This window comes from Stenotrophomonas sp. (assembly GCF_031995405.1).
GTDB lineage: Bacteria > Pseudomonadota > Gammaproteobacteria > Xanthomonadales > Xanthomonadaceae > Stenotrophomonas.
On the sequence record NZ_DAMAGC010000045.1, the window covers coordinates 7502 to 29132 of the forward strand.

Here is a 21631-nt window from a genome sequence, read left to right on the forward strand (position 1 = left end):
CGCGCGGTGCGCGGTTGCCGAGCATGGCTCGGCACTACCGGGGCGACGCGGCGGTTGGCCCGGGCGTCCATGTGTCGGTTATTGCATCGTGTGCGTCGGGCCGTGCGCTGGTTGTCGCATCCCTGTGCGTCAGGCCGTGCGTTGGTTGTCGCATCCGGTAGAGCCGAGCCATGCTCGGCTGCTCTGCGTCGCAGACGCGAGGTATCGCCGTTCGCATGACGGGCGTCGGAGGCAGGTGACGCGCGGTGCGCGGTTGCCGAGCATGGCTCGGCACCACCGGGGCGACGCGGCGGTTGGCCCGGGCGTCCATGTGTCGGTTATTGCATCGTGTGCGTCGGGCCGTGCGTTGGTTGTTGCATCCGGTAGAGCCGAGCCATGCTCGGCTGCACTTCGTTCCGGCGTCATGGACACCGGCGATCAGCGGTCGTCGGGGCGTCCGTCGCCGTGGCAGCGGCGCGCACGCTCCAGCGCATCGCCGGCCTCGCGGGCCATGCGCTCGTATTCGCTGCGGATTTCCTCGAGCCGTCGCTCGTCCAGTTCTTCCAGGTCGAGCAGCTCGTTGTTGGCCTCGGCAGTGGCACGGATCAACTCGTCCAGCTTGATCTGGACGGCCGCGGCATCTGCGTTCTGGCTGTGCTGGATCAAGAACACCATCAGGAAGGTGATGATGGTGGTGCCGGTGTTGATCACCAGCTGCCAGGTGTCGTTGAACTTGAAGATCGGGCCGCTGAGCGCCCACAGCACCACGATGGTGACGGCGGCCAGGAAGGTCCACGGCGTGCCGGCGGCATAGGACGCCTTCTTGGCGACCAGGTTGAACACGTTGCGCAGTTTCATGCGGTACTACGGGTAGCGAAGGTGCCCCATGATTGGCGGGGCGCCGTGTACATCCCGTGCAGTGGCGGCACGCCGCGGCGGCGGTGCCACCGCGCAGGGATCAGGCGCGTGCGGCGCCCAGGCGCGGGCGCGACGCGACGTCGTGGCGGCTGGCCAGGTACACATGTTCCCAGCACTGCTCGACGAAGACGCGGGCCTGTTCTTCGCTCAGGCGCGGCATGATCTGCAGCGCGTAATGGGTCTGGAACATCTCGTCGCGCTGCTCGTCGGTGGCGCGCGGCTGGGTGATCAGCGAATCGCAGGCGAACTTGATCCACGGTACGTAATGGCCGAACGAGCCCGTGCCGAGGTTGCCGTCGGCGTGGCGCTGGCGCCAGTAAGCAACTTCGGCGTCGACGTCGATCACGGCGGGGATGGAAATCTGGGCGGAAGACATGGTTGTTTCGATATGCAAGAAGGGAGTTCAGCAAGAGTGCGTAAAGCGCAGTGCATGTGACGTTATGAAGGCGTGGAGCCTGCGTGGCGGTCGACAGTGAGCAGGTCGGGCCGACGTTCGGCCAGCAGTTGCGCCTGGTCCACCACGCCCAGTCGCTCGGCCAGCGTGGCCAGCTGGTTGCAGACATCGATGCGATGCTGCGGGTGGCTGCGCGTCAGCTGGTCCTGGATGGCCTGGTAGGCGCTCCAGAACGGGGCAGAATTCTGATGGGTGGCGTAGTGCACCTGCAGCTGCTCCCAGGCATCGGACAGCGCGGGATCGATGGCAGCGGTGCGGCGTATTCGGGCGTTCATGACGTCTCCTCGACGCTGTTGCCCCCTGTGCACCCACCATAGGCCGTCCCTACGCCGGGTTTGTTAGCGCAGCGTAAGTGCCGGGTGCTGCGGGTGTGGCCATTCTGGCCTCGGACGTACACAAGACGCTTCTGGCACAACGTGTCTGCCTGGCTGTCGGGAACTGAAGCGTTCAGAACGCGCGCGCCGCACCCCGGCGGCACAGCGCGCCGCAGGGGCGTCCCGAGCGGCAACGCGCGCGTCCCCGGCTTATTCGCCGATGTCTTCGTTCCATACCTCGGGGTGTGCCGAGATGAAGCCGCCGAGCAGGTCGATGCAGGCCTGGCTCTGCATGTCGATCACCTTGACTCCGTTCTCGCGCAGCCACTCGATGCCGCCCTGGAAGGTAACCGATTCGCCCACCACCACCGTGCCGATGTTGAACTGGCGCACCAGCCCGCTGCAGTACCAGCACGGGGCCAGGGTGGTCACCATGATGGTGTCCTGGTAGCGGCGCTGGCGGCCGGCCTTGCGGAATGCGTCGGTCTCCCCGTGCACCGACGGGTCGCCTTCCTGCACGCGGCGGTTGTGGCCGCAGCCGAGCAGGCGCCCGTCGTTGTGGTACAGGGCCGCGCCGATCGGGATGCCGCCCTCGGCCAGGCCCTGGCGGGCTTCGGCGATGGCGGTTTCAAGCAGGGCAGCGTAGTCGGGGGTGGTGATCATGGGCATTCCATACGTATCTGGACCGCCATGATAGTGGCCTGCCACCGCTGCGGCACCGGGTCGCGGCCCCCGGGTGCCGCCGGGCTGCCAGCGGTGCGATAATCCACCCATGAGCGAATCCCCCTACAAGACTGGCACCACCCATTTCGGCTTCCGCGACGTCGCTGCAAAGGACAAGCAGAAGCTGGTGGGCGAAGTGTTCACCTCGGTCGCGCGCAGCTACGACCTGATGAACGATCTGATGAGCCTGGGTATCCACCGGGCGTGGAAGCGCTACTACGTGGCCACCGCGCAGGTGAAGCCGGGCGACCGCGTGCTCGACCTGGCCGGCGGCACCGGCGACATCGCCGCGCTCATCAAGGAGCGCGTGGGTGACGACGGCGAAGTGGTGCTGGGCGATATCAACGCCGGCATGCTCTCGGTCGGCCGCGACCGGCTGATGAACCGCGGCCTGGTGAAGGGCCTGGAGTACGTCCAGTGCAACGCCGAGGCGCTGCCGTTCCCGGATGCCAGCTTCGATCTGGTCACCATCGCCTTCGGTCTGCGCAACGTGACCGACAAGGATGCCGGCCTGCGCGAGATGTACCGCGTGCTCAAGGTGGGCGGCCAGGCGCGCGTGCTGGAGTTCTCCGAAGTGACCGCGGACTGGTTCAAGCCGATCTACGACTTCCACTCGTTCAAGATCCTGCCCAAGCTGGGCCAGCTGTTCGCCCGTGACGGCGACAGCTACCAGTACCTGGCCGAGAGCATCCGCAAGCATCCGCCGCAGGAGCAGCTCAAGACCATGATGGGCGAGGCGGGCTTCGCGCGCTGCCATTACAAGAACCTGACCGGCGGCATCGTGTCGATCCACTCCGGCTACAAGGTTTGAGACCCAGTTCCGGTTCCGGCTGAGCACGCTCGGCCACACTGCGGGCAGGCTGTCAGAGAGGGCCTGCCATGCGTCTGTACCGCGGCCTGGCCCGCGTCTTCCCACGCTCGTTCAGCGCCAAGCTGATGAGCGTGGTGTTCGTCGGCCTGCATGTGCCGCTGCTGGTGCTGCTGCTGTGGATGGCCTTCACCGGCCACTACCGGCGCGACACGATGTGGACGGTGGTCGGCGTGGTGCTGGCCGCCACCCTGGTCGGCACGGCGATGGCGATGATGGCGCTGTACCGCCTGATGGCGCCGCTGCGCCAGGCCGCCGACGCGCTGGAGGCCTACTACGACGAGCAGCGGCTGCCGCACCTGCCCGACCTGGGCCATGACGAGATCGGCCGGCTGCTGCGCAGCATCAACCGCAACCTGCATGGCGTCGACGCCGGCCTGCGCGACCTGCGCCGCAGCGTGCTGCTGGATCCGCTGACCCAGGCGCTCAACCGCCGTGGCTGCGAGCAGGCGCTGGCCGAGTCGGCGCGGCAGGCGCAGTCACGCCGGCAGCCACTGAGCCTGTTCGTGGTGGATCTGGACAACCTCAAGCCGATCAACGATGCCCACGGCCATCTGGTCGGCGACCAGGTGCTGGTGCGGCTGGTGGAATCGGCGCGGCAGTGGTTGCAGCCCGGCGACTGGATCGGGCGCTGGGGCGGCGATGAGTTCGTGCTAGCCGTGCACGCCGGCCACGAGGTGGCCTGCGAACGCCTGCGGCGCTGGCTGCAGACGATGGAGGGCAGCGTTGGCGAGGAGATTCCGCTCAAGGCCAGCGCGGGCGGGGCCGGCTACCGTCCCGGCGAAGACCTGCGCGAACTGTACCGGCGCGCCGACGCGGCGATGTACCGGGCCAAGTACGCCGGCGGCGCCCGTCTGTGCTGCGATGGCGACTGAATACGCAACGCGCGGCGGCCGCGCTGCCGGGTGGCGCTGACAGGGGTAAACTGGTCGTTTCACCCTGATCGGTCCCGATGTCCATGCGATCTCCGTTCCTGTTGATTCCCCTGGCCGTGGCGCTGGCCGCCGGCTGTTCCAAAGAACCTGCGGCCCCCACCGCCGCGCCCACTGCCACCGCCCCGGCGAGCACTGCCATGAAAGCCGACAGCCGCAGCCATGACGAAAGTTCCTACGCCGAGCCGGACAAGGTCGTGGTCAAGGACCTGGCGCTGGACCTGAAGCTGGACTTCGACAGCAAGCAGATCGGCGGCACCGCCACCTACACCCTGGAGTGGAAGGACAAGGCGGCCAGGCAGCTGGTGCTGGACACCCGCGAACTCACCGTGGAGAAGGTCGAGGCGATCGCCGCCGACGGCAAGACCGCGCCGCTGCCCTTCGTGCTGGCCCCGGCCGACAAGGTCTTCGGCAGCAAGCTGAGCATCGAGACCCCGGACCAGCCGGCCAAGGTCGTGATCACGTATCACACCGCGCCGACCGCCTCGGGCCTGCAGTGGCTGGAGCCGTCCATGACCGAGGGCAAGAAGCTGCCCTTCATGTTCAGCCAGTCCCAGGCCATCCACGCCCGTTCGTGGGTGCCGCTGCAGGACACCCCGAGCGTGCGTTTCACCTACAGCGCGCACGTGGTCTCGCGCCCGGACGTGATGGTGCTGATGAGCGCCGACAACGATCCCAAGGCCGCGCGTGATGGTGATTACACCTTCAAGATGCCGCAGCCGATCCCGTCCTACCTGCTGGCCATCGCCGCCGGCGACCTGGTGTTCGAACCGATCTCCGGCCGTTCCGGGGTGTGGGCCGAACCGACCATGGTCGGCAAGGCCGCCAAGGAATTCGAAGACACCGAGAAGATGATCGGTGCCGCCGAGAAGCTCTACGGCGAATACCGCTGGGGCCGCTACGACATGCTGGTGCTGCCGCCGTCGTTCCCGTTCGGCGGCATGGAAAACCCGCGCCTGACCTTCGCCACCCCGACCGTGATCGTCGGCGACAAGTCGCTGGTCTCGCTGGTCGCCCACGAACTGGCGCACAGCTGGTCGGGCAACCTGGTGACCAACGCCAGCTGGAAGGACATCTGGCTCAACGAAGGCTTCACCACCTACGTGCAGGGCCGCATCACCGAGGCGCTGTACGGCCAGGAGATGGCCGAGATGGAGCGCGAGATCGACCAGAACGATCTGCTCGCCGAAGTGAAGGACATGAGCCCGGCCGACCAGGCCCTGGCGCTGCCGCCGCTGACCGAGCGAGATCCGGACGATGCGCTGAGCCAGGTCGCCTACGTCAAGGGCGCATGGTTCCTGCAGTTCCTGGAGCAGCGTTTCGGCCGTGCAACGTTCGATCCGTTCCTGCGTGGCTGGTTCGATGACCATGCCTTCCAGAGCGCAAACACCGACCAGTTCGTGGTGTACCTGAAGAAGAACCTGCTCGACAAGAAGCCGGGAGCGGTCACCGACGCCGAGTTGAAGGCGTGGCTGGACGAGCCGGGCATTCCGGCATTCGCCACCAAGGCCCGCTCGCGCAACTTCTCCATCGTCGATACCGCGCGTATTGCCTGGCAGGGCAGTGGCACGTTGCCCAGCCCGCAGATCACCGGCGAGTGGGTCACCCAGGAATGGGTGCACTTCATCGACGGCCTGGGCAAGACCCTGCCGGTGGAAAAGCTGGCGGCGCTGGACAAGGCCTACCACTTCACCGGGACCGCCAATGGCGAAATCGCGATGCGCTGGTATCCGCTGGCGATCCGCAGCGGGTACACCGAGGCGAACGAACCGGCGGCCGCCTTCATCGAACGCGTCGGTCGCCGCAAGCTGATCCTGCCGATCTACGCCGAACTGGTGAAGACGCCCGAAGGCCTGGCGTTCGCCAAGGCAGCCTTCGAGAAGGCCAAGCCGGGTTACCACCCGATCACCACCGCCTCGGTGCAGGACATGCTGGACAAGGCAAGCGCCAAATAATGCCCGTCGCTGGCCGGCACGCCCGGTCAGTGGCTACGGTGCGAGGCAATGCCTGAAAACGGCGGGGAAACCCGCCGTTTTTTTGTGTCCGTGCGGTGCCGCTGCCGAGCATGGCTCGGCACTACCGGGCCGGCACCGTGCGAGAGGCGCGATGCCGGTCGGGCATGCGCCGCGCACCGGTAGCGCCGGGCCATGCCCGGCTGCGCGCCAGGACACCATGCAATCGGGTAGAGCCGGGCCATGCCCGGCTACGCGCCAGGACACCACGCAATCGGGTAGAGCCGGGCCATGCCCGGCTGCGCGCCAGGACACCATGCAATTCGGTAGAGCCGGGCCATGCCCGGCTGCGCGCCAGGACACCATGCAATCGGGTAGAGCCGGGCCATGCCCGGCTGCACGCCAGGACACCATGCAATTCGGTAGAGCCGGGCCATGCCCGGCTGCTCTTCGCCGCCTCAGGCGATACAGTAGTTGGGTGACGCCATCGGGCGCCTTGCCAATCACGGAGCACGCAATGAAACGACTGATCCTGGCCGCCGCCTGTGCCTTCGCGCTGGCCGCCTGCAGCAATCCGGAGGAAGAGCGCAAGGCGCAGGAAGCCGCAGCCGCTGCCGCCAAGGCGCAGCAGGAAGCCAAGGCCGAAGGCGTGGCCAAGCAATACGACATGGCCGTGGCCGCGCAGGATTGGGAGCGCGCGCGCATCCACGGTGGCGCGCTGCTGGACCAGTACAAGGACACCGACGCGGCCGCGCGCATCGAGCCGGGCTTTGCCGAGGTCCAGGCCAAGGGCGACGCCGCCCGCGACCTGCGCCGCATGCAGGGGCTGTGGCAGTACAACCAGATCCCTGTCGGCACCAAGGGAACCCAGTTCTCGGCGCAGATCTTCAGCAAGGCGCGCGTGGACGTGGACGGCAGCGGCCCCAAGCCGGTGCAGCTGGTGTTCCGCGATCATCCGGAGTGGAAGCGCCACGCCTACCTGGTGCTGCAGGCCGGTGATTTCCGCTGCCCGCAGTGCAAGGTGCAGGTCAGCGTGGACGGCGGCAAGCCGATCGCGATGGCCGCGTGGCGGCCGAAGACCGACGAGGCCATCGCGATGTTCATCACCGACCAGAAGGCGCTGTGGAAGCTTGCGCGCAAGGCCAATGTGATCAGCATCGAATTCCCGGTCAAGGCCGGCGGCACACGTACCGCGGAGTTCGAGACCGGTGGCGTGGACACCAACCGCATGCCGAAGTGGTGGGAATGACCGGCGCAGCACTGACGCCGGCAGCGCTGCCGCTGTCGGCGATGCGTCACTGGGTGTTCGACATGGACGGCACGCTGACCGTGGCGGTGCACGATTTCCAACAGATCAAGCGCGCACTGGCGATTCCGCTCGAGGAGGACATCCTCGCCCATCTGGCCGCGCTGCCGACCGAGCAAGCCGACGCCAAGCACGCCTGGCTGCTTGCCCATGAGCGCGACCTGGCCGAGGGCGCACGCGCGGCACCCGGCGCGGTGGCCCTGGTCCGCGCGCTGCACGCCGCCGGCTGCCGGCTGGGCATCCTCACCCGCAACGCGCGCGAACTGGCCCAGGTGACCCTGCAGGCGATCGGGCTCGCTGACGTGTTTGACGAGGCTGACATCGTCGGCCGCGACGAGGCCACGCCGAAACCGTCACCGGCCGGGCTGCAGTACTTCGTGCAGCGCTGGCAGATCGACCCGCAGCAGGTGGTCATGGTCGGCGACCACCGTTTCGACCTGGAATGTGGCCGGGCCGCCGGCACCCGCACGTTGCTCGTCAACGCCCCGCACAACTCGTGGCCGGGCCTGGCGTGCTGGCATCGCGCCGATTGCGGCGACGTGCTGGCGGAGTGGCAAGGGAAGGGCTCCTCGGCCTGATCCCTGCCCTCGGCGGGGCAGGCGCCACGCCGGGTCAGCGACGCCGGCAGGGTCGGAGTGCAATCGAGCACCGTCATCCGCGATCGACGCGACGGACGCTGCGATCTCCAACGCCGGTAGGGTCGGATCCGGGTCGACGGCCCTCATCACCGATCGGCGCGACGGATGCAGCGATCTTCGCCGCGGTAACGGCAGAAGCCGCGTCGATCCAGGGTCATGCGTTCCCGCCGTGGCCAGCAGGGGCGGCGGTCGATCGGGATCCGACCCTGCCGCCGGGGACGGCGAACGATTCACGGCGCCGCAGCGACGGACCTGCGGGCAGCCGGGCATGGCCCGGCTCTGCCCTCGACACGTCCCGACCGCCTGGTGAAGCGCCCCCCTTGATGTTCAAGAGGGCGCGCCAACGGCGCGGCGATGAGGTGGCATGGCCCAGCGGCCCGCGATTCACCAGGGCGAATCGTGGGCAGCGTTTTATCGCACCGCGATCAAACGTTGAGGGCGTAACCGAATTGCTGCTTGAACTGCTCGTTGAACTCGTCAAAGGTGAAGCGCTGGTTCTGGGTGCCGGGGTGCTCGACCTTCAGCGCGCCCATCAGGTTGCCCATGCGGCCGATGGTCAGCCAGTCGTAGCCCTTCTCGATGCCGTAGATCAGGCCGGCGCGGAAGGCGTCGCCACAGCCGGTCGGATCGACCACGCGGCGCTCGTGCGCCGGCGGGATGTCGTAGGTCTTTTCCGGGGTGTGGATCACTGCGCCCTTCGGCCCACGGGTGGTGATGTAGGCCTTGACCCGGCTCACGATCGCCTTTTCGTCCCAACCGGTGCGCTCCTGCAGCAGGTTGGACTCGTAGTCGTTGACCACCACGTAGTCGGCCTGCTCGATGAAGGTGCGCAGCTCCGGGCCGTTGAACAGTGGCATGGCCTGGCCCGGGTCGAAGATGAACGGAATGCCGGCGGCGAAGAACTCCTCGGAATTCTGGATCATGCCCTCGCGCCCGTCCGGACCGACCAGGCCCAGGGTCACGCCCGGCACGTCCTTCACGTGGTTCTCGTAGGACCGCATCATCGCGCCCGGGTGGAAGGCGGTGATCTGGTTGTTGTCGTGGTCGGTGGTGATGAACGCCTGCGGGGTGAACAGCTCGTCGATCACCTTGACCCGGGCCAGGTCGATGCCCAGGCCCTGGAAGTACTCCCGGTAGGGGCCGAAGTCCGAGCCCACCGTGCCCATCGGGATCGGATCGCCGCCCAGCAGGTGCAGGTTGTAGGCGATGTTGCCTGCGCAACCCCCGAATTCACGACGCATGCGCGGCACCAGGAACGACACGTTCAGGATGTGCACCTTGTCCGGCAGGATGTGATTCTTGAACTGGTCCGGGAACACCATGATGGTGTCGAAGGCAAGAGAACCACAGATCAAAGCGGACATCGATTAAGGCCTATGCGGAAAGGAGTTTGAGGCCCGCCAGGCGGGCAACGAAACGGCGCCCTGCGGCGCCCTGCGGCGCAAAGGTTAACGGGTGAGGCGGCTTTGGGCCAGAACCGGGGCTGTCCAGTGTCGGAAATTTTCGGCTGAATGGCCGTGAAGGCTGGCTTTGCACCAGATTTGTCCTTGCTCGCGCACAGGGGGATTGCTAGGCTTGTCGGCCTCGAATTCTGCCCATTTTTTCGCCATCCCGCGTTGGGCGCGACACCCCTCAGGATCAACACCCAGATGTTCAAGAAACTGCGCGGCATGTTCTCCAATGACCTGTCCATCGACCTGGGCACGGCCAACACCCTCATCTATGTGCGTGGGCAGGGGATCGTGCTGAATGAGCCGTCCGTGGTCGCCGTGCGCCAGGACCGTGCCATTGGCGGCACCCGTTCCGTGGCTGCCGTGGGCGCCGAAGCCAAGCAGATGCTGGGCCGTACCCCGGGCCACATCACCACCATCCGCCCGATGAAGGATGGCGTCATCGCCGACTTCACCTACACCGAGGCGATGCTCAAGCACTTCATCAAGAAGGTGCACAAGTCGCGCTTCCTGCGCCCGAGCCCGCGCGTGCTGGTCTGCGTGCCGGCCGGCTCGACCCAGGTCGAGCGCCGCGCCATCAAGGAATCGGCCGAGGAGGCCGGTGCGCGTGACGTGTTCCTGATCGAAGAGCCGATGGCCGCCGCGATCGGCGCCGGCATGCCGGTGACCGAGGCGCGCGGTTCGATGGTCATCGACATCGGCGGCGGCACCACCGAAGTGGCGGTGATCTCGCTCAACGGCATCGTCTATTCGGCCTCGGTGCGCATCGGCGGCGACCGCTTCGACGAGTCGATCACCAACTACGTGCGCCGCAACCACGGCATGCTCATCGGTGAAGCCACCGCCGAGCGGATCAAGGTCGAGCTGGGCTGCGCCTACCCGCAGGCGGAAGTGATCGAGATGGAAATCTCCGGCCGCAACCTCGCCGAGGGCGTGCCGAAGATGATCAAGATCAACTCCAACGAGGTGCTGGAAGCCCTGCACGAGCCGCTGTCGGGCATCGTCAGCGCGGTCAAGCTGGCGCTGGAACAGACCCCGCCGGAACTGTGCGCCGACGTCGCCGAGCGCGGCATCGTGCTCACCGGGGGTGGCGCGCTGCTGCGTGACCTGGACCGCCTGATCTCCGAAGAGACCGGCCTGCACGTGCAGGTGGCCGACGATCCGCTGACCTGCGTGGCCCGCGGTGGCGGTCGTGCGCTGGAGCTGGTGGACATGCACGGCAACGAGTTCTTTGCGCCGGAGTAAGCGGCACCCGTCTTGCTCCATGGACGCGCCCCTGCGGCGTGATGCCCGCTGCGTGCCTGCCACGCCGGGCATCGCAGCGCCGGGGCGTTGTCGCATCCCCTTCCTGTTGTCCTCCAGTCGAAGCCAGTCGTGCCGCCCTACGCCGGTCCCCCCGTAGCCTCCCGTCAGGGCGATGCCGCCAGTCCACTGCGGCTGCTCGCCTACCTGGCCCTGGCCATCACCCTGATCGTGCTCGACGACCAGGCCGGCTGGCTGTCGCGTCTGCGCAGCCAGGCCAACGTGCTGGTGCAGCCGGTGTGGGCGCTGGCCGGCCTGCCGGGCCGCCTGGGCACCCAGGTCAAGGACAACGCGGCCAGCCATGGCCAGCTGGTCGATGAGAACCGCGAGCTGCGCAACAAGCTGCTGATCGCCAACGCGCGCCTGACCCGCCTGCAGACCGCCGCGCTGGACAACGCGCAGCTGCGCGAACTGCTCAACGTGGCCGAGCGCAGCGGCCTGGACGTGCAGCTGGCCCCGATCCTGGATATCGACCTGGATCCGGTGCGGCAACGCCTGGTGCTGGCCGCCGGCAGCCGTGACGGCGTGCACCTGGGCCAGGCGGTGATCGATGCCGGTGGCCTGATGGGCCAGGTGATCGCCACCACCGGCAGCAATGCCACGGTGCTGCTGCTGACCGACCCGGACCACGCGGTGCCGGTGACCGTGGCGCGCAATGGCGTGCGGCTGATCGTGTACGGGCGCGGGGACACCCTGGAACTGCGCGACATTCCGCTCAGCGCGGGCGTGGAAGTGGGCGATGAGATCGTCACCTCCGGCCTGGGCGGGCGCTTCCCGGCCGGCTTCCCGGTCGGCAAGATCACCGCGCTGCGGCCCGATGACACCCACGCGTTCCTGGTGGGCGAGTTGAAGCCGGCCGCGCAGCTGGATCGCGGCCGCGACGTGTTGCTGCTGCGCCCCGGTGCGGCGATCCGGATTCCGCCGAACCTGCGACTTCAAGGCGAAGCCGGTGGCCCCGCCACCGCGCCGCTGCAGCAGGCGCCGACCGACGGCGCCGCGCCGCCCGCCGCAGCAACGGCGGGTACGACCGCGCCTGCCGCCTCGCTGGCCGCCCCGGGCGCGTCCGCGGCCAGCCCAGCGGCCGGCGCAGCTACTACCGCAGCCACCACCGCGCCAGCGTCCACGCCGGCCAGGCCGCGCCGTTCGGCGACGCCGACACCGGCCGCCGCTGCCCCTGAATCCACGGTGGCACCGAGCCAGGCTCGGCAGCCCGACGCCGTGGAGAACCGCGAATGAGCCGCCTGCGCGACAAACCGTGGGTGCTCCCGGTCAGCGTGGTGCTGGCGCTGCTGCTGGGCCTGCTGCCGCTGCCGGCGCTGCTGCAGCCGCTGCGCCCGTACTGGCTGGCACTGGTGCTGGCCTACTGGGTGATCGAAGCGCCGGACCGGGTCGGGCTGGGCATCGCGTTTGCCAGCGGCGTGGTTGCCGACCTGCTGTATGGCGGGGTGCTCGGCGAGCAGTCGCTGCGGCTGGTGATGCTGACCTTCATCCTGCAGCGCTTCCGCGCGCGCATCCGCTTCTTCCCGATGTCCCAGCAGATGCTGGCCATCGGCGGGTTGCTGTTCAACGACCGCATCGTCAGTTCGGTGGTGCATATCGTGGTCGGCGAACCGACCCTGCCGTGGTCGTACTGGTGGGCACCGCTGCTCGGCATGGGCCTGTGGCCGCTGCTGTTCGTGCTGCTCGATGCGGTGCGCTTCGGGCGTCGCGGTCGCTGACATGTACGCGCGCCGCCAGGCCAAGAACCCCCACGCCGAAGCCGAGCAGTTCCGGCGCCGCGCCGCGCTGGGCTTCCTCGGCGTGCTGGTCTGCCTGCTCGGGCTGGGCGGCTGGTACTTCAAGCTGCAGGTGCTCGACCACGACGTCTATGCCACCCGCTCGGAAGCCAACCGCATCAAGCCGCGGCCGGTGGTGCCCGGGCGCGGGATGATCTACGACCGCAACGGGCGCCTGCTGGCCGAGAACGTGCCAGCGTTCCGGCTGGACATCACCCCGGACAAGGTCAAGGACATGGACGCCACCCTGGCCGGGCTGGCGAAGATCCTCGATCTCAGCCCGGAGGATATCGAGACCTTCAACAAGTCACGCAAGGCGCGCCGCAAGTTCCTGCCGGTCACGCTCAAACTGCGGGTCACCGATGAGGAAATGGCGCGCTTCGCGGTCGACCGCTGGCGCTATCCCGGCGTGGAGCTGGAGCCGTACCTGACCCGCCGTTACCCCTATGGCGACCTGTTCGCGCACATCATCGGCTACGTCGGCCGGGTCGATGACAAGGACCTGGAGATTCTCGGGGAGGGCAACGCGGCGCTGACCCACATCGGCAAGTCCGGGCTGGAGCGTTATTACGAGCAGGAACTGCGCGGCAAGGTCGGCTACGAGCAGGTCGAGACCAACGTGCAGGGCCGCGCGATCCGCACCATCGGCCGGGTCGCCGCGCAGTCCGGTGCCGACCTGCGGCTGTCCATCGATGCCGATCTGCAGCGCGCGATGGTGGCCGCCTTCGGCGATTTCGAAGGCGCGGCGGTGGCGATGGACCCGCGCACCGGCGAGGTGCTGGCCATGGTCAGCCTGCCCTCGTATGACCCGAACCTGTTCGTCAACGGCATCTCGCACGCCGATTTCCAGGCGCTCAACAGCAACCCCTCGCGCCCGCAGTTCAACCGGCTGGTGCTGGGCGGGGTTGCGCCCGGCTCGACCATCAAGCCGTTGATCGGCCTGGCCGGTCTGGACAGCGGCACCCGCAAGCCCGAAGACAAGATCCTGTCCACCGGCATGTTCTACCTGCCGGGCACCTCGCGCGGCTGGGGCGACGCCAACCGTGGCGGCCACGGCTGGACCGACCTGCGCAAGTCGATCACCCAGTCGGTCAACACGTACTACTACAAGCTGGCGCTGGACATGGGCATCGAGCGCTTCGACCACTACATGGGCTATTACGGCTTCGGCGAGCCGACCGGGATCGACCTGACCGGCGAGATCGGCGGCATCCTGCCCTCGCCGCAGCACAAGTACAAAACGCGTAAGGAGCGCTGGTACCCCGGCGACACGGTCAACGTCAGCATCGGCCAGGGCGACTGGAAGGTCACCCCGCTGCAGCTGGTGCACGGCATCGCCGGAATCGGCAACGGCCAACTGCGTACCCCGCACCTGGTGATGCAGCAGCGTGCCGGTTTTGATGCCGACTGGACCCCCGTGCCGGCGGGCGAGACCAAGCCGGTGAGCCCCAGCCCCGGCAATCTGCAGGCGGTGCGCGAAGGCATGATGGGTACCATGCGCCCGGGCGGCAGCGGCGCGCGCGCCGCGGCCGGTGCGCCGTACACGATTGCCGGCAAGACCGGCACCGCGCAGGTGATCAGCCGTCGCGGTACGGCGGCGGTGAATCCCAAGAGCCTGCCGATGCACCTGCGCCACCGCTCGTTGTTCGTCGGTTTCGCGCCGGCCGAGAACCCGGTGATCGCCGTGGCGATCGCGGTAGAGGGCGGCGGTTACGGCGGCTCGGCGGCGGCACCGATCGCGCGCAAGCTGTTCGATGCGTGGCTGCTGGGCAAGATGCCTGACGGGCTGGAAACGCTGGACAGCGAGCGCGGCACCACCGCGATCGGCATCACCGGCTTCGACAGCGGCGACAGCAACGCGCGTGCCGCCGGCGATGCCGCGGCGGCGCTGCTGGAATCGTTGCCGGTCGTGGTGGGTTTGCCCAGCGCGCCGGTTCCCGCGCCGGCGCCGTCTGCGCCCGGCGCTCCGGTGCCGGCTGCCGCACCGCCGCCGACGGCCCCGGAGCGTGTGCGATGAAGGTATTCCTGCGCTGGGCGACCGACATGGTCGTGCGTTTCAGCAGCACGCTGGACTGGGTGCTGTGCCTGGCCCTGGGCGCGCTGATGGTGATCGGGCTGGCGGTGCTCAAGAGTGCTGGCGGCGATGGCCTGGTGTTCGCCCAGGGCGCGCGCTTCGTGGTCGGGCTGGGCGCCATGTGGGCGATCTCGCGGGTGTCGATCCTGCGCATCCGCTCGGCCACCCCGTTGATCTATGCGATCTCGATGATCCCGCTGCTGGCGGTGTTCGTGCTTGGCACGGGCAAGTACGGCCGGCAATGGCTGGATCTGAAGTTGTTCTACCTGCAGCCGGCCGAGCTGCTCAAGGTCAGCCTGCCGATGATGGTGGCCTGGTACCTGCACCGCATGCCGCTGCCGCCGCGGTTTTCCACGGTGATGGTCAGCGCGGTGATCATCGGCGTACCGACCGGGCTGGTGATGCTGCAGCCGGACTTCGGTACCGGCGTGCTGATCGCGGCCAGCGGTGCGTTCGTGCTGCTGCTGGCCGGTCTGCCATGGTGGTGGGTGGGCGTGGCGGTCGGCGGGGTGGCGGCGGCTGCGCCGGTGGCGTGGTTCTGGCTGCTGCGGCCCTACCAGAAGGACCGCATCATGATGTTCCTGGATCCGGAGATGGATGCGCTGGGCGCAGGCTGGAACATCATCCAGTCCAAGATCGCGATCGGGTCGGGCGGGTTCGATGGCAAGGGCTGGGGGCAGGGCTCGCAGTCGCACCTGAATTTCATTCCCGAGCAGACCACCGACTTTGCGTTCTCGGTGCTCAGCGAGGAGTTCGGCTGGATCGGGGTGGCGACGGTGCTGGCGCTCTACCTGGTGGTGATCGGGCGCTGCCTGTGGATCGCCTCGCAGTCGCGCGATTCGTACTCGCGGTTGTTGGCCGGCGCCACGGGCCTGGCGTTCTTTGTGTACGTGCTGGTCAACGGCGGGATGATTTCCGGGTTGTTGCCGGTGGTGGGCGTGCCGATGCCGCTGATCAGCTATGGCGGCACGTCGGCGGTATCGTTGCTGGCCGGCTTTGGTCTGGTGATGGCCGCGCGCAAGCACCAGCCCGTGCACGGCGGCTACGGCTGACGCACGCGTAGCGCCGCGCCATGCGTGGCTGCGCTTCGCGCTGACCGGCCGTGCTCGGCGATCAGTCGGGATCGGCTCAGGTCCGCACGGCGGGTGCATGTTACGGTCCCCGGCTCTCGCCGACCCGCCCGGGTCTGCTGCTGTCCACCGTGTCGCTGTCTGCCGTGCGTCGCGAAATCCCAGGAGTCGCCCGCATGGTCGGACACCTGCAGCGCGTACGCGCCGCCTTTCATTTCTTCCTGCGCACGCTGGACCTGCCCTTGCTGGTGGCATTGTGCATGTTGATGCTGGCCAGCCTGGCGGTGCTGCACAGCGTGGAGGGCCCGGTGCAGGCGCAGGCGATGCGCTATGCCGCGGGGCTGGCGGCGATGTGGGGCCTGTCGCGGCTGCCGGTGGTCCAGCTGCGGGTGTGGTCGCCGTGGATCTATGCGGTGTCACTGCTGCCGTTGGTGGCGGTCTACGTGGTGGGGACCGGCAAGTACGGGCAGCGCTGGTTGAACCTGGGGGTGTTCTATCTGCAGCCCTCGGAGCTGCTCAAGCTGAGCCTGCCGATGATGATGGCCTGGTACCTGCAACGGCAGGTGCTGCCGCCGCGGCCGACCGTGGTGCTGACCGCCGCGCTGCTGATTGGCGGACCGGCGGTGCTGATCCTGATGCAGCCCAACCTGGGGACGGCCACGCTGGTCACCGCCAGCGGGATGTTCGCGCTGTTGCTGGCGGGCCTGCAGTGGCGGTGGGTGGCGTTGGCGCTGGGCGGTCTGGCGGTGGCTGCGCCGCTGGCGTGGTTCGGGCTCCTGCGTCAGTACCAGAAGGACAGGGTGCTGACGTTCCTGTATCCGGAGAACGATCCGCTCGGCACCGGCTGGAACATCATCCAGTCGCGCATCGCGATCGGGTCCGGTGGAATGCATGGCAAGGGGTGGGGGCAGGGCACGCAGGCGACCCTGGATTTCCTGCCCGAATACACCACCGATTTCGCTTTTTCAGTGCTGGCCGAGGAATTCGGCTGGGTCGGCGTGCTGCTGGTGCTGGCGCTGTTCCTGTTCGTGATCGCGCGTTGCCTGTGGATCGCGGCTGCGTCGCGTTGCGGGTACTCGCGGTTGCTGGCGGGCACGACCGGGCTGGTGTTCTTTGTCTATGTGCTGGTCAATGGCGGGATGATTTCGGGGCTGTTGCCGGTAGTGGGGGTACCCATGCCGTTGATCAGCTACGGCGGCACGTCGGCGGTGTCGCTGCTGGCCGGGTTCGGGTTGGTGATGGCGGTGCGGGCGCGGCATCCGGTGCATGGGGGCTAGAGCGGCGTGCTCGCGAGCGCCGACGTCCGCGCCGAAGATCGCCATCGGGAAGCGCTCGGATATCCGGCGAATCGGGTTGATCGCGTCAGGTTTCGGCGTGTTGGGTGCATAGGTCGTCAACAAAGTGACGGAAAAGTGAGAAGTGGCGCACAGATATGAAGTGCGTTGATCCTGATCAATGGACTTGTCGTAAACGGACGGCACAATGGCGGCCCGCCAGCAGGGGTATGTCGAGCCAAGCGACGCACCTGGGGAGCTTGGTGGGGAGTAGTTGACCCAACGGGTACAAGGGGTGAGGCGCGCGCTGGGGAGTTGCGCGCCGCGCCGGTATCGACCGGGTCGGTTTGGCCGGTTGCGTCCATGGGGATGGGGACGCAACCGGCAGACCTTAAGGGCTGCCGGTTGCCGAGGCCCTCTCATCGACCGCACGCGATGCGCAGACCATCGGCCACTTTCGCCTGCTGCCGCGCCGCTCGGCGCGCGCGCCTGCGGGAAGCGGGCGTTGCCCGGACACGTCGATGTGCTGGCGTGCTGAATGGGGAGCGTGACGACCGTCAATGTAGACACGGTGTTAACGATTGTCCCTTTCTACGGGCAATTCGTTGTTATTCATGGCCTTAGGGGTTTTAATTCATGCTTGACCTGCTAACCTGCCGCGATGATTCGACGCACTCTGGCCTGCATGCTCACGCTCGGTTTGGTCGCCTGCGCGACCCAACCGCCTTCTCCGTCACCGTCGCCGCAGGCCTCGAGTGCGCCCAACACGCCGTCACCGGGGCAGAAGGGCCCGGCTGAAGCTGCGCCGGAAGCCGCTGCGGCCAGTGCCGCGCCGGTCGATCTGACCCCGGTGCCGTTCGAGGTGGCCCGCGCCAACTTCGTACGCGATACCGCCAAACGTTATGCCATTCCCGCTGCGCAGATCGAGGCCACGCTGGCCCAGGCGCAGGTACGCGATCCGATCATCGCGGCGATGTCGCGGCCGGCCGAGCGGGTCAAGCCGTGGAACGAATACCGTCCGATGTTCATCAGCCAGGCGCGGATCGACGGCGGCAGGAAATTCCTCGCCCAGCACCGCGACGAGTTGATGCGCGTGCAGCAGCGCACCGGCGTGCCGGCCGAGGTGATCGTGGCGATCATCGGGGTGGAAACCAGCTATGGCGGCAACACCGGCAGCTACCGGGTGCTCGATGCGCTGTACACGCTGGCGTTCAAGTACCCGCGCAGTGGCGACCCGGCCAAGCTCGAGCGCGAAGTGCGCCGTGAGCTGTACTTCCGCGACGAACTGGCGCGCCTGTTCGCGCTGACCCGCGACGAGAAGCTGGACATCACCGCGATCAAGGGCAGCTACGCCGGTGCGATGGGCATGGGTCAGTTCATGCCGTCCAGCTATCTGGACTTCGCGGTGGACGGCAACGGCGATGGCCGCCGCGACCTGTTCAACAGCTACGACGACGTGTTCTCTTCGATCGCCAATTACTTCGTCAAGAAGGGCGGTTGGGTGCGCGGCGGTCCGGTCGCGGTCCCGGCCACGCTGGCCGCAGGCCGCGAAGAATTCAATCCGACCGAGTGGGCGCCCACCTGGAGCCTGTCCGATCTGGCCAAGCGCGGCTATCAGCCCAGCGTTCCGGTGCCGGCGGGCCTGACCGCCACGCCGATCACACTGGAAGGCAGCACCGGCAAGCAGTACTGGCTGGGCTTCCAGAACTACTACGCGATCACCCGTTACAACCTTTCCAAGATGTACGCGATGGCCGTGTACCAGTTGTCCCAAGCCATCGCCGGACAGGAGCTGCCACCGGCATGAACGTACGCGCACGCTGCAGATGGCTGGTCCCCGGTCTGTTGATCCTGGCGCTCGCCGCCTGCAGCAGCGCGCCGAAGAAACCGGCCAGCGCCGGCAGCGCCAGGCCCGGCAGCGGCACGCTGGTGCAGGGCAAGGGCGGTCGGCCGGCGCATTGCCCGGACGGTTCGCCCTACAAGGCGGCTACCGAAGATCCGAGTACGCGCGGTGACTACCGCGCTGGCGGCCTGTACAAGCCCGGCGTCAACGACAGCACCCCCACCTACATTCCCAACGTGGCCTGCATTCCCGAACCGGAGGTGGTCGACCTGCCGCGTTCGCCGGTCGGCAACAAGTCGCCGTACGTGGTGCTGGGCAAGCAGTACGAAGTACTGGACAAGACCAGCGGGTATGCCGAGAAGGGCACCGCCTCGTATTACGGCGCCAAGTTCCATGGCCGCCTGACGTCCAACCGCGAGGTGTACGACATGTACGCCTTCACCGCCGCCCACAAGACCCTGCCGCTGCCGAGCTTTGCGCGTGTGACCAACCTGGACAACGGCGAATCGGTGATCGTGCGGGTCAACGACCGCGGCCCGTTCCACGACGGGCGGGTGGTCGACCTGAGCTATGCGGCCGCCGTGCGCCTGGGCATCACCCAGCGCGGTACCGGCAACGTCGAAGTGCGTGCGCTGACCCCGGGCGAAGACAACCTGCTGGCCAACACGTCCTCGCGTCGCGAGCGCCGCGCGGCCGCAAGCGTGGCCGCCGCCGCGCAGCCGCGTTCGCCCAGCGACATGGACAAGCTGGTCGGCCGCCTGCCGGCCGCCACGGCCCCGGCTTACGCGGGCGCCTCGGTGGCCAGTGGCCGCCCGGCCGCGACCCAGGCTGCACAGATCGACGAGGCACCGGTCACCGTCAGCGCACTGCCGGCCGCGCCGCTGGTCGCCGCCGTCGTGCCGCCGCGCCCGGTCGCCCGCCCGACACCGGCGCCCGCACCGGCAAGCCTGTCCCAGCAGGTCGGCAACGTGTTCCTGCAGGTGGCCAGCTTCGCCAGCCGCGACAACGCCACCCGTGCACTGGGCCAGTTGTCCTCGGCCGGCATCGTCGGGGCCAGCATCAGCGACATCGTCAGCGGTGGTCGTACCCTCTGGCGCCTGCGCGTGCCGGCAGCCGACCACGCCAGTGCCTCGGAACTTGCCGGCCGCATCGCCGGTCTGGGCTTCGGTGCACCGCAGATCGTGAAGGACTGACCGCCGCAGCCACTGGCGGCATCCCGCGCATACCGTTGCATCGGCCTACAATGGCCGCACTCCGTCTTCCCACCTTGGCGCCCCACCAGGAGCTTGCTGTCCAATGAAATTCCGCTTTGCCGCTGCTGCCATGGCCACGACCCTGTTCGTGGGCATGGTCTCCGCCCAGACCCCGCAGCCGGCCCCCCAGCCGGTGCCTGCGCCTGCCGCCGCCCCGGCCACCGTCGCCACCCCGCCGGCGCCCAAACCCAGTGTTTCCAAGGCCTGGGTGCTGATGGATTACGCCACCGGGCAGGTCCTGGCAGGCGAAAACGAACATGAGCAGCTGGCCCCGGCCAGCATCACCAAGGTGATGACTTCGTATGTCGTCGCCGCCGAGGTCAAGAACGGCAAGGTCCGTACGGACGACCAGGTGATGATGAGTGAGCGTGCCTGGCGCGAAGGTGGCGCCGGCACCGACGGCAGCTACAGCGGCTTCCCGGTCAACCAGACCGCGCGTCTGGAAGACATGGAAAAGGGCATGGCGATCCAGTCCGGCAATGACGCCGCGATCGCCCTGGCCGAGCACGTGGCTGGCAGCGAAGAAGCGTTCGCCTCGCTGATGAACAGCTATGCGGCCAAGATCGGCATGAAGGACTCGCACTTCGTCAACGCCCACGGGCTGACGGCGCCGGGCCACCACAGCACCGCCTACGATCTGGCGCTGCTGGGCCGGGCGATGGTGCGCGACTATCCGGAAACCTATGCCTACAACAAGGTGAAGGAATTCACGGTCGGCACCATCAAGCAGCCCAACCGCAATCTGCTGCTGTGGCGCGATGGCAGCGTGGACGGCATCAAGACCGGCCATACCTCCGAAGCGGGCTACTGCCTGATGAGTTCGGCGCAGCGCGGCGACCAGCGGCTGATCGCGGTGGTGCTGGGCGGCAGTTCGGAAAAGCAGCGCGCCGATGACAGTCTGGCCCTGCTCAACTGGGGCTTCCGTTTCTTCGAAACCCACCGCATGTACGAGCCGGGCAAGGCCGTGGCGGACCACAAGGTTTGGAAGGGCAAGGCCGACACGGTGCAGCTGGGCGTGGCCCAGCCGATGCTGGTGAGCGTGCCGCGTGGTCGCTACAACGATCTGAAGCCGACCATCGACGTGCCCAAGACGCTGGAGGCGCCCTTCACCGCAGGCCAGAAGATCGGCACGCTGAAGGTGACGCTGGATGGCAAGGTGGTCGCCGAAGCCCCGCTGGTGGCCGTGGCCGCGGTGGAAGAAGCCGGCTTCTTCAAGCGTCTGTGGGACAGCTTCTGGATGTGGTGGGAATCGGAGTGATCCGGCGCCGCTGAATCGAAAAAAGACCGGCGAAAGCCGGTCTTTTTTTTGGTTCTGGTTCCGATGGAAGGGCGCGTCCCGTTCCAGGAGCTGGAGCACATGGCACATGGCGATAGGCGTGTCGTCGGGTAGTCCAGGCGCCGTCGTGGATAGGGCCGCGTCTCCGCTCGGGACTGTCGCGAGCGTCAGGGCCCCGTCGCGGCCGGTAGGTCCCTGGTGCAAATGTCCCCCGGCCTGGCGGCCTCCT

General features: G+C 67.8%; 19 protein-coding genes. 14 read left to right on the forward strand and 5 right to left on the reverse strand.

Annotation, left to right across the window (positions count from 1 at the left end):
• Positions 1-417: 417 nt before the first annotated feature.
• From RTO53_RS10115 to RTO53_RS10130, 4 genes are all read right to left on the reverse strand, one after another.
• Complete coding sequence (locus tag RTO53_RS10115; protein WP_312237671.1) at positions 418-837, reverse strand: low affinity iron permease family protein; 420 nt, start codon at positions 835-837, stop codon at positions 418-420.
• Between the two features lie 100 nt (positions 838-937).
• Positions 938-1273 carry a hypothetical protein gene (locus RTO53_RS10120; protein WP_256777455.1) on the reverse strand — a complete coding sequence of 112 codons (336 nt, stop codon included), beginning with the start codon at positions 1271-1273 and terminating at the stop codon, positions 938-940.
• Between the two features lie 62 nt (positions 1274-1335).
• On the reverse strand, positions 1336-1626 hold the full coding sequence (locus RTO53_RS10125; protein ID WP_312237672.1) for a hypothetical protein: 291 nt from the start codon (positions 1624-1626) through the stop codon (positions 1336-1338).
• 249 nt (positions 1627-1875) lie between these two features.
• Complete coding sequence (locus RTO53_RS10130; protein WP_019186053.1) at positions 1876-2328, reverse strand: nucleoside deaminase; 453 nt, start codon at positions 2326-2328, stop codon at positions 1876-1878.
• A gap of 109 nt (positions 2329-2437) precedes the next feature.
• Here RTO53_RS10130 and ubiE point away from each other — a divergent pair, with 109 nt between their 5' ends.
• The 5 genes from ubiE (at position 2438) to RTO53_RS10155 (ending at position 8024) form a co-directional block, all read left to right on the forward strand.
• Positions 2438-3199, forward strand: a complete 762-nt coding sequence (gene ubiE, locus RTO53_RS10135; protein WP_312237673.1) for a bifunctional demethylmenaquinone methyltransferase/2-methoxy-6-polyprenyl-1,4-benzoquinol methylase UbiE — start codon at positions 2438-2440, stop codon at positions 3197-3199.
• A 68-nt stretch (positions 3200-3267) separates the two neighbouring features.
• Positions 3268-4131, forward strand: a complete 864-nt coding sequence (locus RTO53_RS10140; RefSeq protein WP_312237674.1) for a GGDEF domain-containing protein — start codon at positions 3268-3270, stop codon at positions 4129-4131.
• Positions 4132-4214: 83 nt separating this feature from the next.
• On the forward strand, positions 4215-6143 hold the full coding sequence (locus RTO53_RS10145) for a M1 family metallopeptidase (protein ID WP_312237685.1): 1929 nt from the start codon (positions 4215-4217) through the stop codon (positions 6141-6143).
• 514 nt (positions 6144-6657) lie between these two features.
• A complete protein-coding gene (locus RTO53_RS10150; RefSeq protein WP_312237675.1) occupies positions 6658-7389 on the forward strand; it encodes a hypothetical protein in 732 nt (243 codons plus the stop codon).
• Positions 7386-8024, forward strand: coding sequence for an HAD family hydrolase (locus RTO53_RS10155; protein ID WP_312237676.1), 639 nt, complete (start codon positions 7386-7388; stop codon positions 8022-8024). Before RTO53_RS10150 ends, RTO53_RS10155 begins: the two co-directional genes overlap by 4 nt.
• 485 nt (positions 8025-8509) lie before the next feature.
• On the opposite strand, the gene RTO53_RS10160 is transcribed toward RTO53_RS10155, so the two are convergent.
• The gene (locus RTO53_RS10160; RefSeq protein ID WP_256777462.1) at positions 8510-9448 is read right to left on the reverse strand and encodes a carbohydrate kinase family protein; all 939 of its coding nucleotides are present in this window, start codon (positions 9446-9448) and stop codon (positions 8510-8512) included.
• Positions 9449-9733: 285 nt separating this feature from the next.
• Between RTO53_RS10160 and RTO53_RS10165 the strand changes: the two genes are divergently transcribed.
• The 9 genes from RTO53_RS10165 (at position 9734) to RTO53_RS10205 (ending at position 21384) form a co-directional block, all read left to right on the forward strand.
• Positions 9734-10780 (forward strand): rod shape-determining protein, encoded by a 1047-nt coding sequence (locus RTO53_RS10165; protein ID WP_038686189.1) that lies wholly within the window; start codon positions 9734-9736, stop codon positions 10778-10780.
• Between the two features lie 129 nt (positions 10781-10909).
• Positions 10910-12073 (forward strand): rod shape-determining protein MreC, encoded by a 1164-nt coding sequence (mreC, locus tag RTO53_RS10170; RefSeq protein ID WP_312237677.1) that lies wholly within the window; start codon positions 10910-10912, stop codon positions 12071-12073.
• Positions 12070-12555 carry a rod shape-determining protein MreD gene (mreD, locus tag RTO53_RS10175; RefSeq protein WP_312237678.1) on the forward strand — a complete coding sequence of 162 codons (486 nt, stop codon included), beginning with the start codon at positions 12070-12072 and terminating at the stop codon, positions 12553-12555. The genes mreC and mreD overlap by 4 nt, the downstream gene beginning before the upstream one ends.
• A 1-nt stretch (position 12556) precedes the next feature.
• Positions 12557-14629, forward strand: coding sequence for a penicillin-binding protein 2 (mrdA, locus tag RTO53_RS10180; RefSeq protein WP_312237679.1), 2073 nt, complete (start codon positions 12557-12559; stop codon positions 14627-14629).
• Entirely contained in the window at positions 14626-15738 is a 1113-nt protein-coding gene (rodA, locus tag RTO53_RS10185; RefSeq protein ID WP_312237680.1) for a rod shape-determining protein RodA, read from the forward strand. Before mrdA ends, rodA (RTO53_RS10185) begins: the two co-directional genes overlap by 4 nt.
• 194 nt (positions 15739-15932) lie before the next feature.
• Positions 15933-17033 (forward strand): rod shape-determining protein RodA, encoded by a 1101-nt coding sequence (gene rodA, locus RTO53_RS10190; protein WP_312237681.1) that lies wholly within the window; start codon positions 15933-15935, stop codon positions 17031-17033.
• Between the two features lie 658 nt (positions 17034-17691).
• Positions 17692-18837: a lytic murein transglycosylase B gene (mltB, locus tag RTO53_RS10195; protein ID WP_312237682.1), complete on the forward strand. Its 1146-nt coding sequence runs from the start codon at positions 17692-17694 to the stop codon at positions 18835-18837.
• Positions 18834-20066, forward strand: coding sequence for a septal ring lytic transglycosylase RlpA family protein (locus tag RTO53_RS10200; protein ID WP_312237683.1), 1233 nt, complete (start codon positions 18834-18836; stop codon positions 20064-20066). Before mltB ends, RTO53_RS10200 begins: the two co-directional genes overlap by 4 nt.
• A 103-nt stretch (positions 20067-20169) precedes the next feature.
• Positions 20170-21384 carry a D-alanyl-D-alanine carboxypeptidase family protein gene (locus RTO53_RS10205; RefSeq protein WP_312237684.1) on the forward strand — a complete coding sequence of 405 codons (1215 nt, stop codon included), beginning with the start codon at positions 20170-20172 and terminating at the stop codon, positions 21382-21384.
• Positions 21385-21631 lie beyond the last annotated feature (247 nt).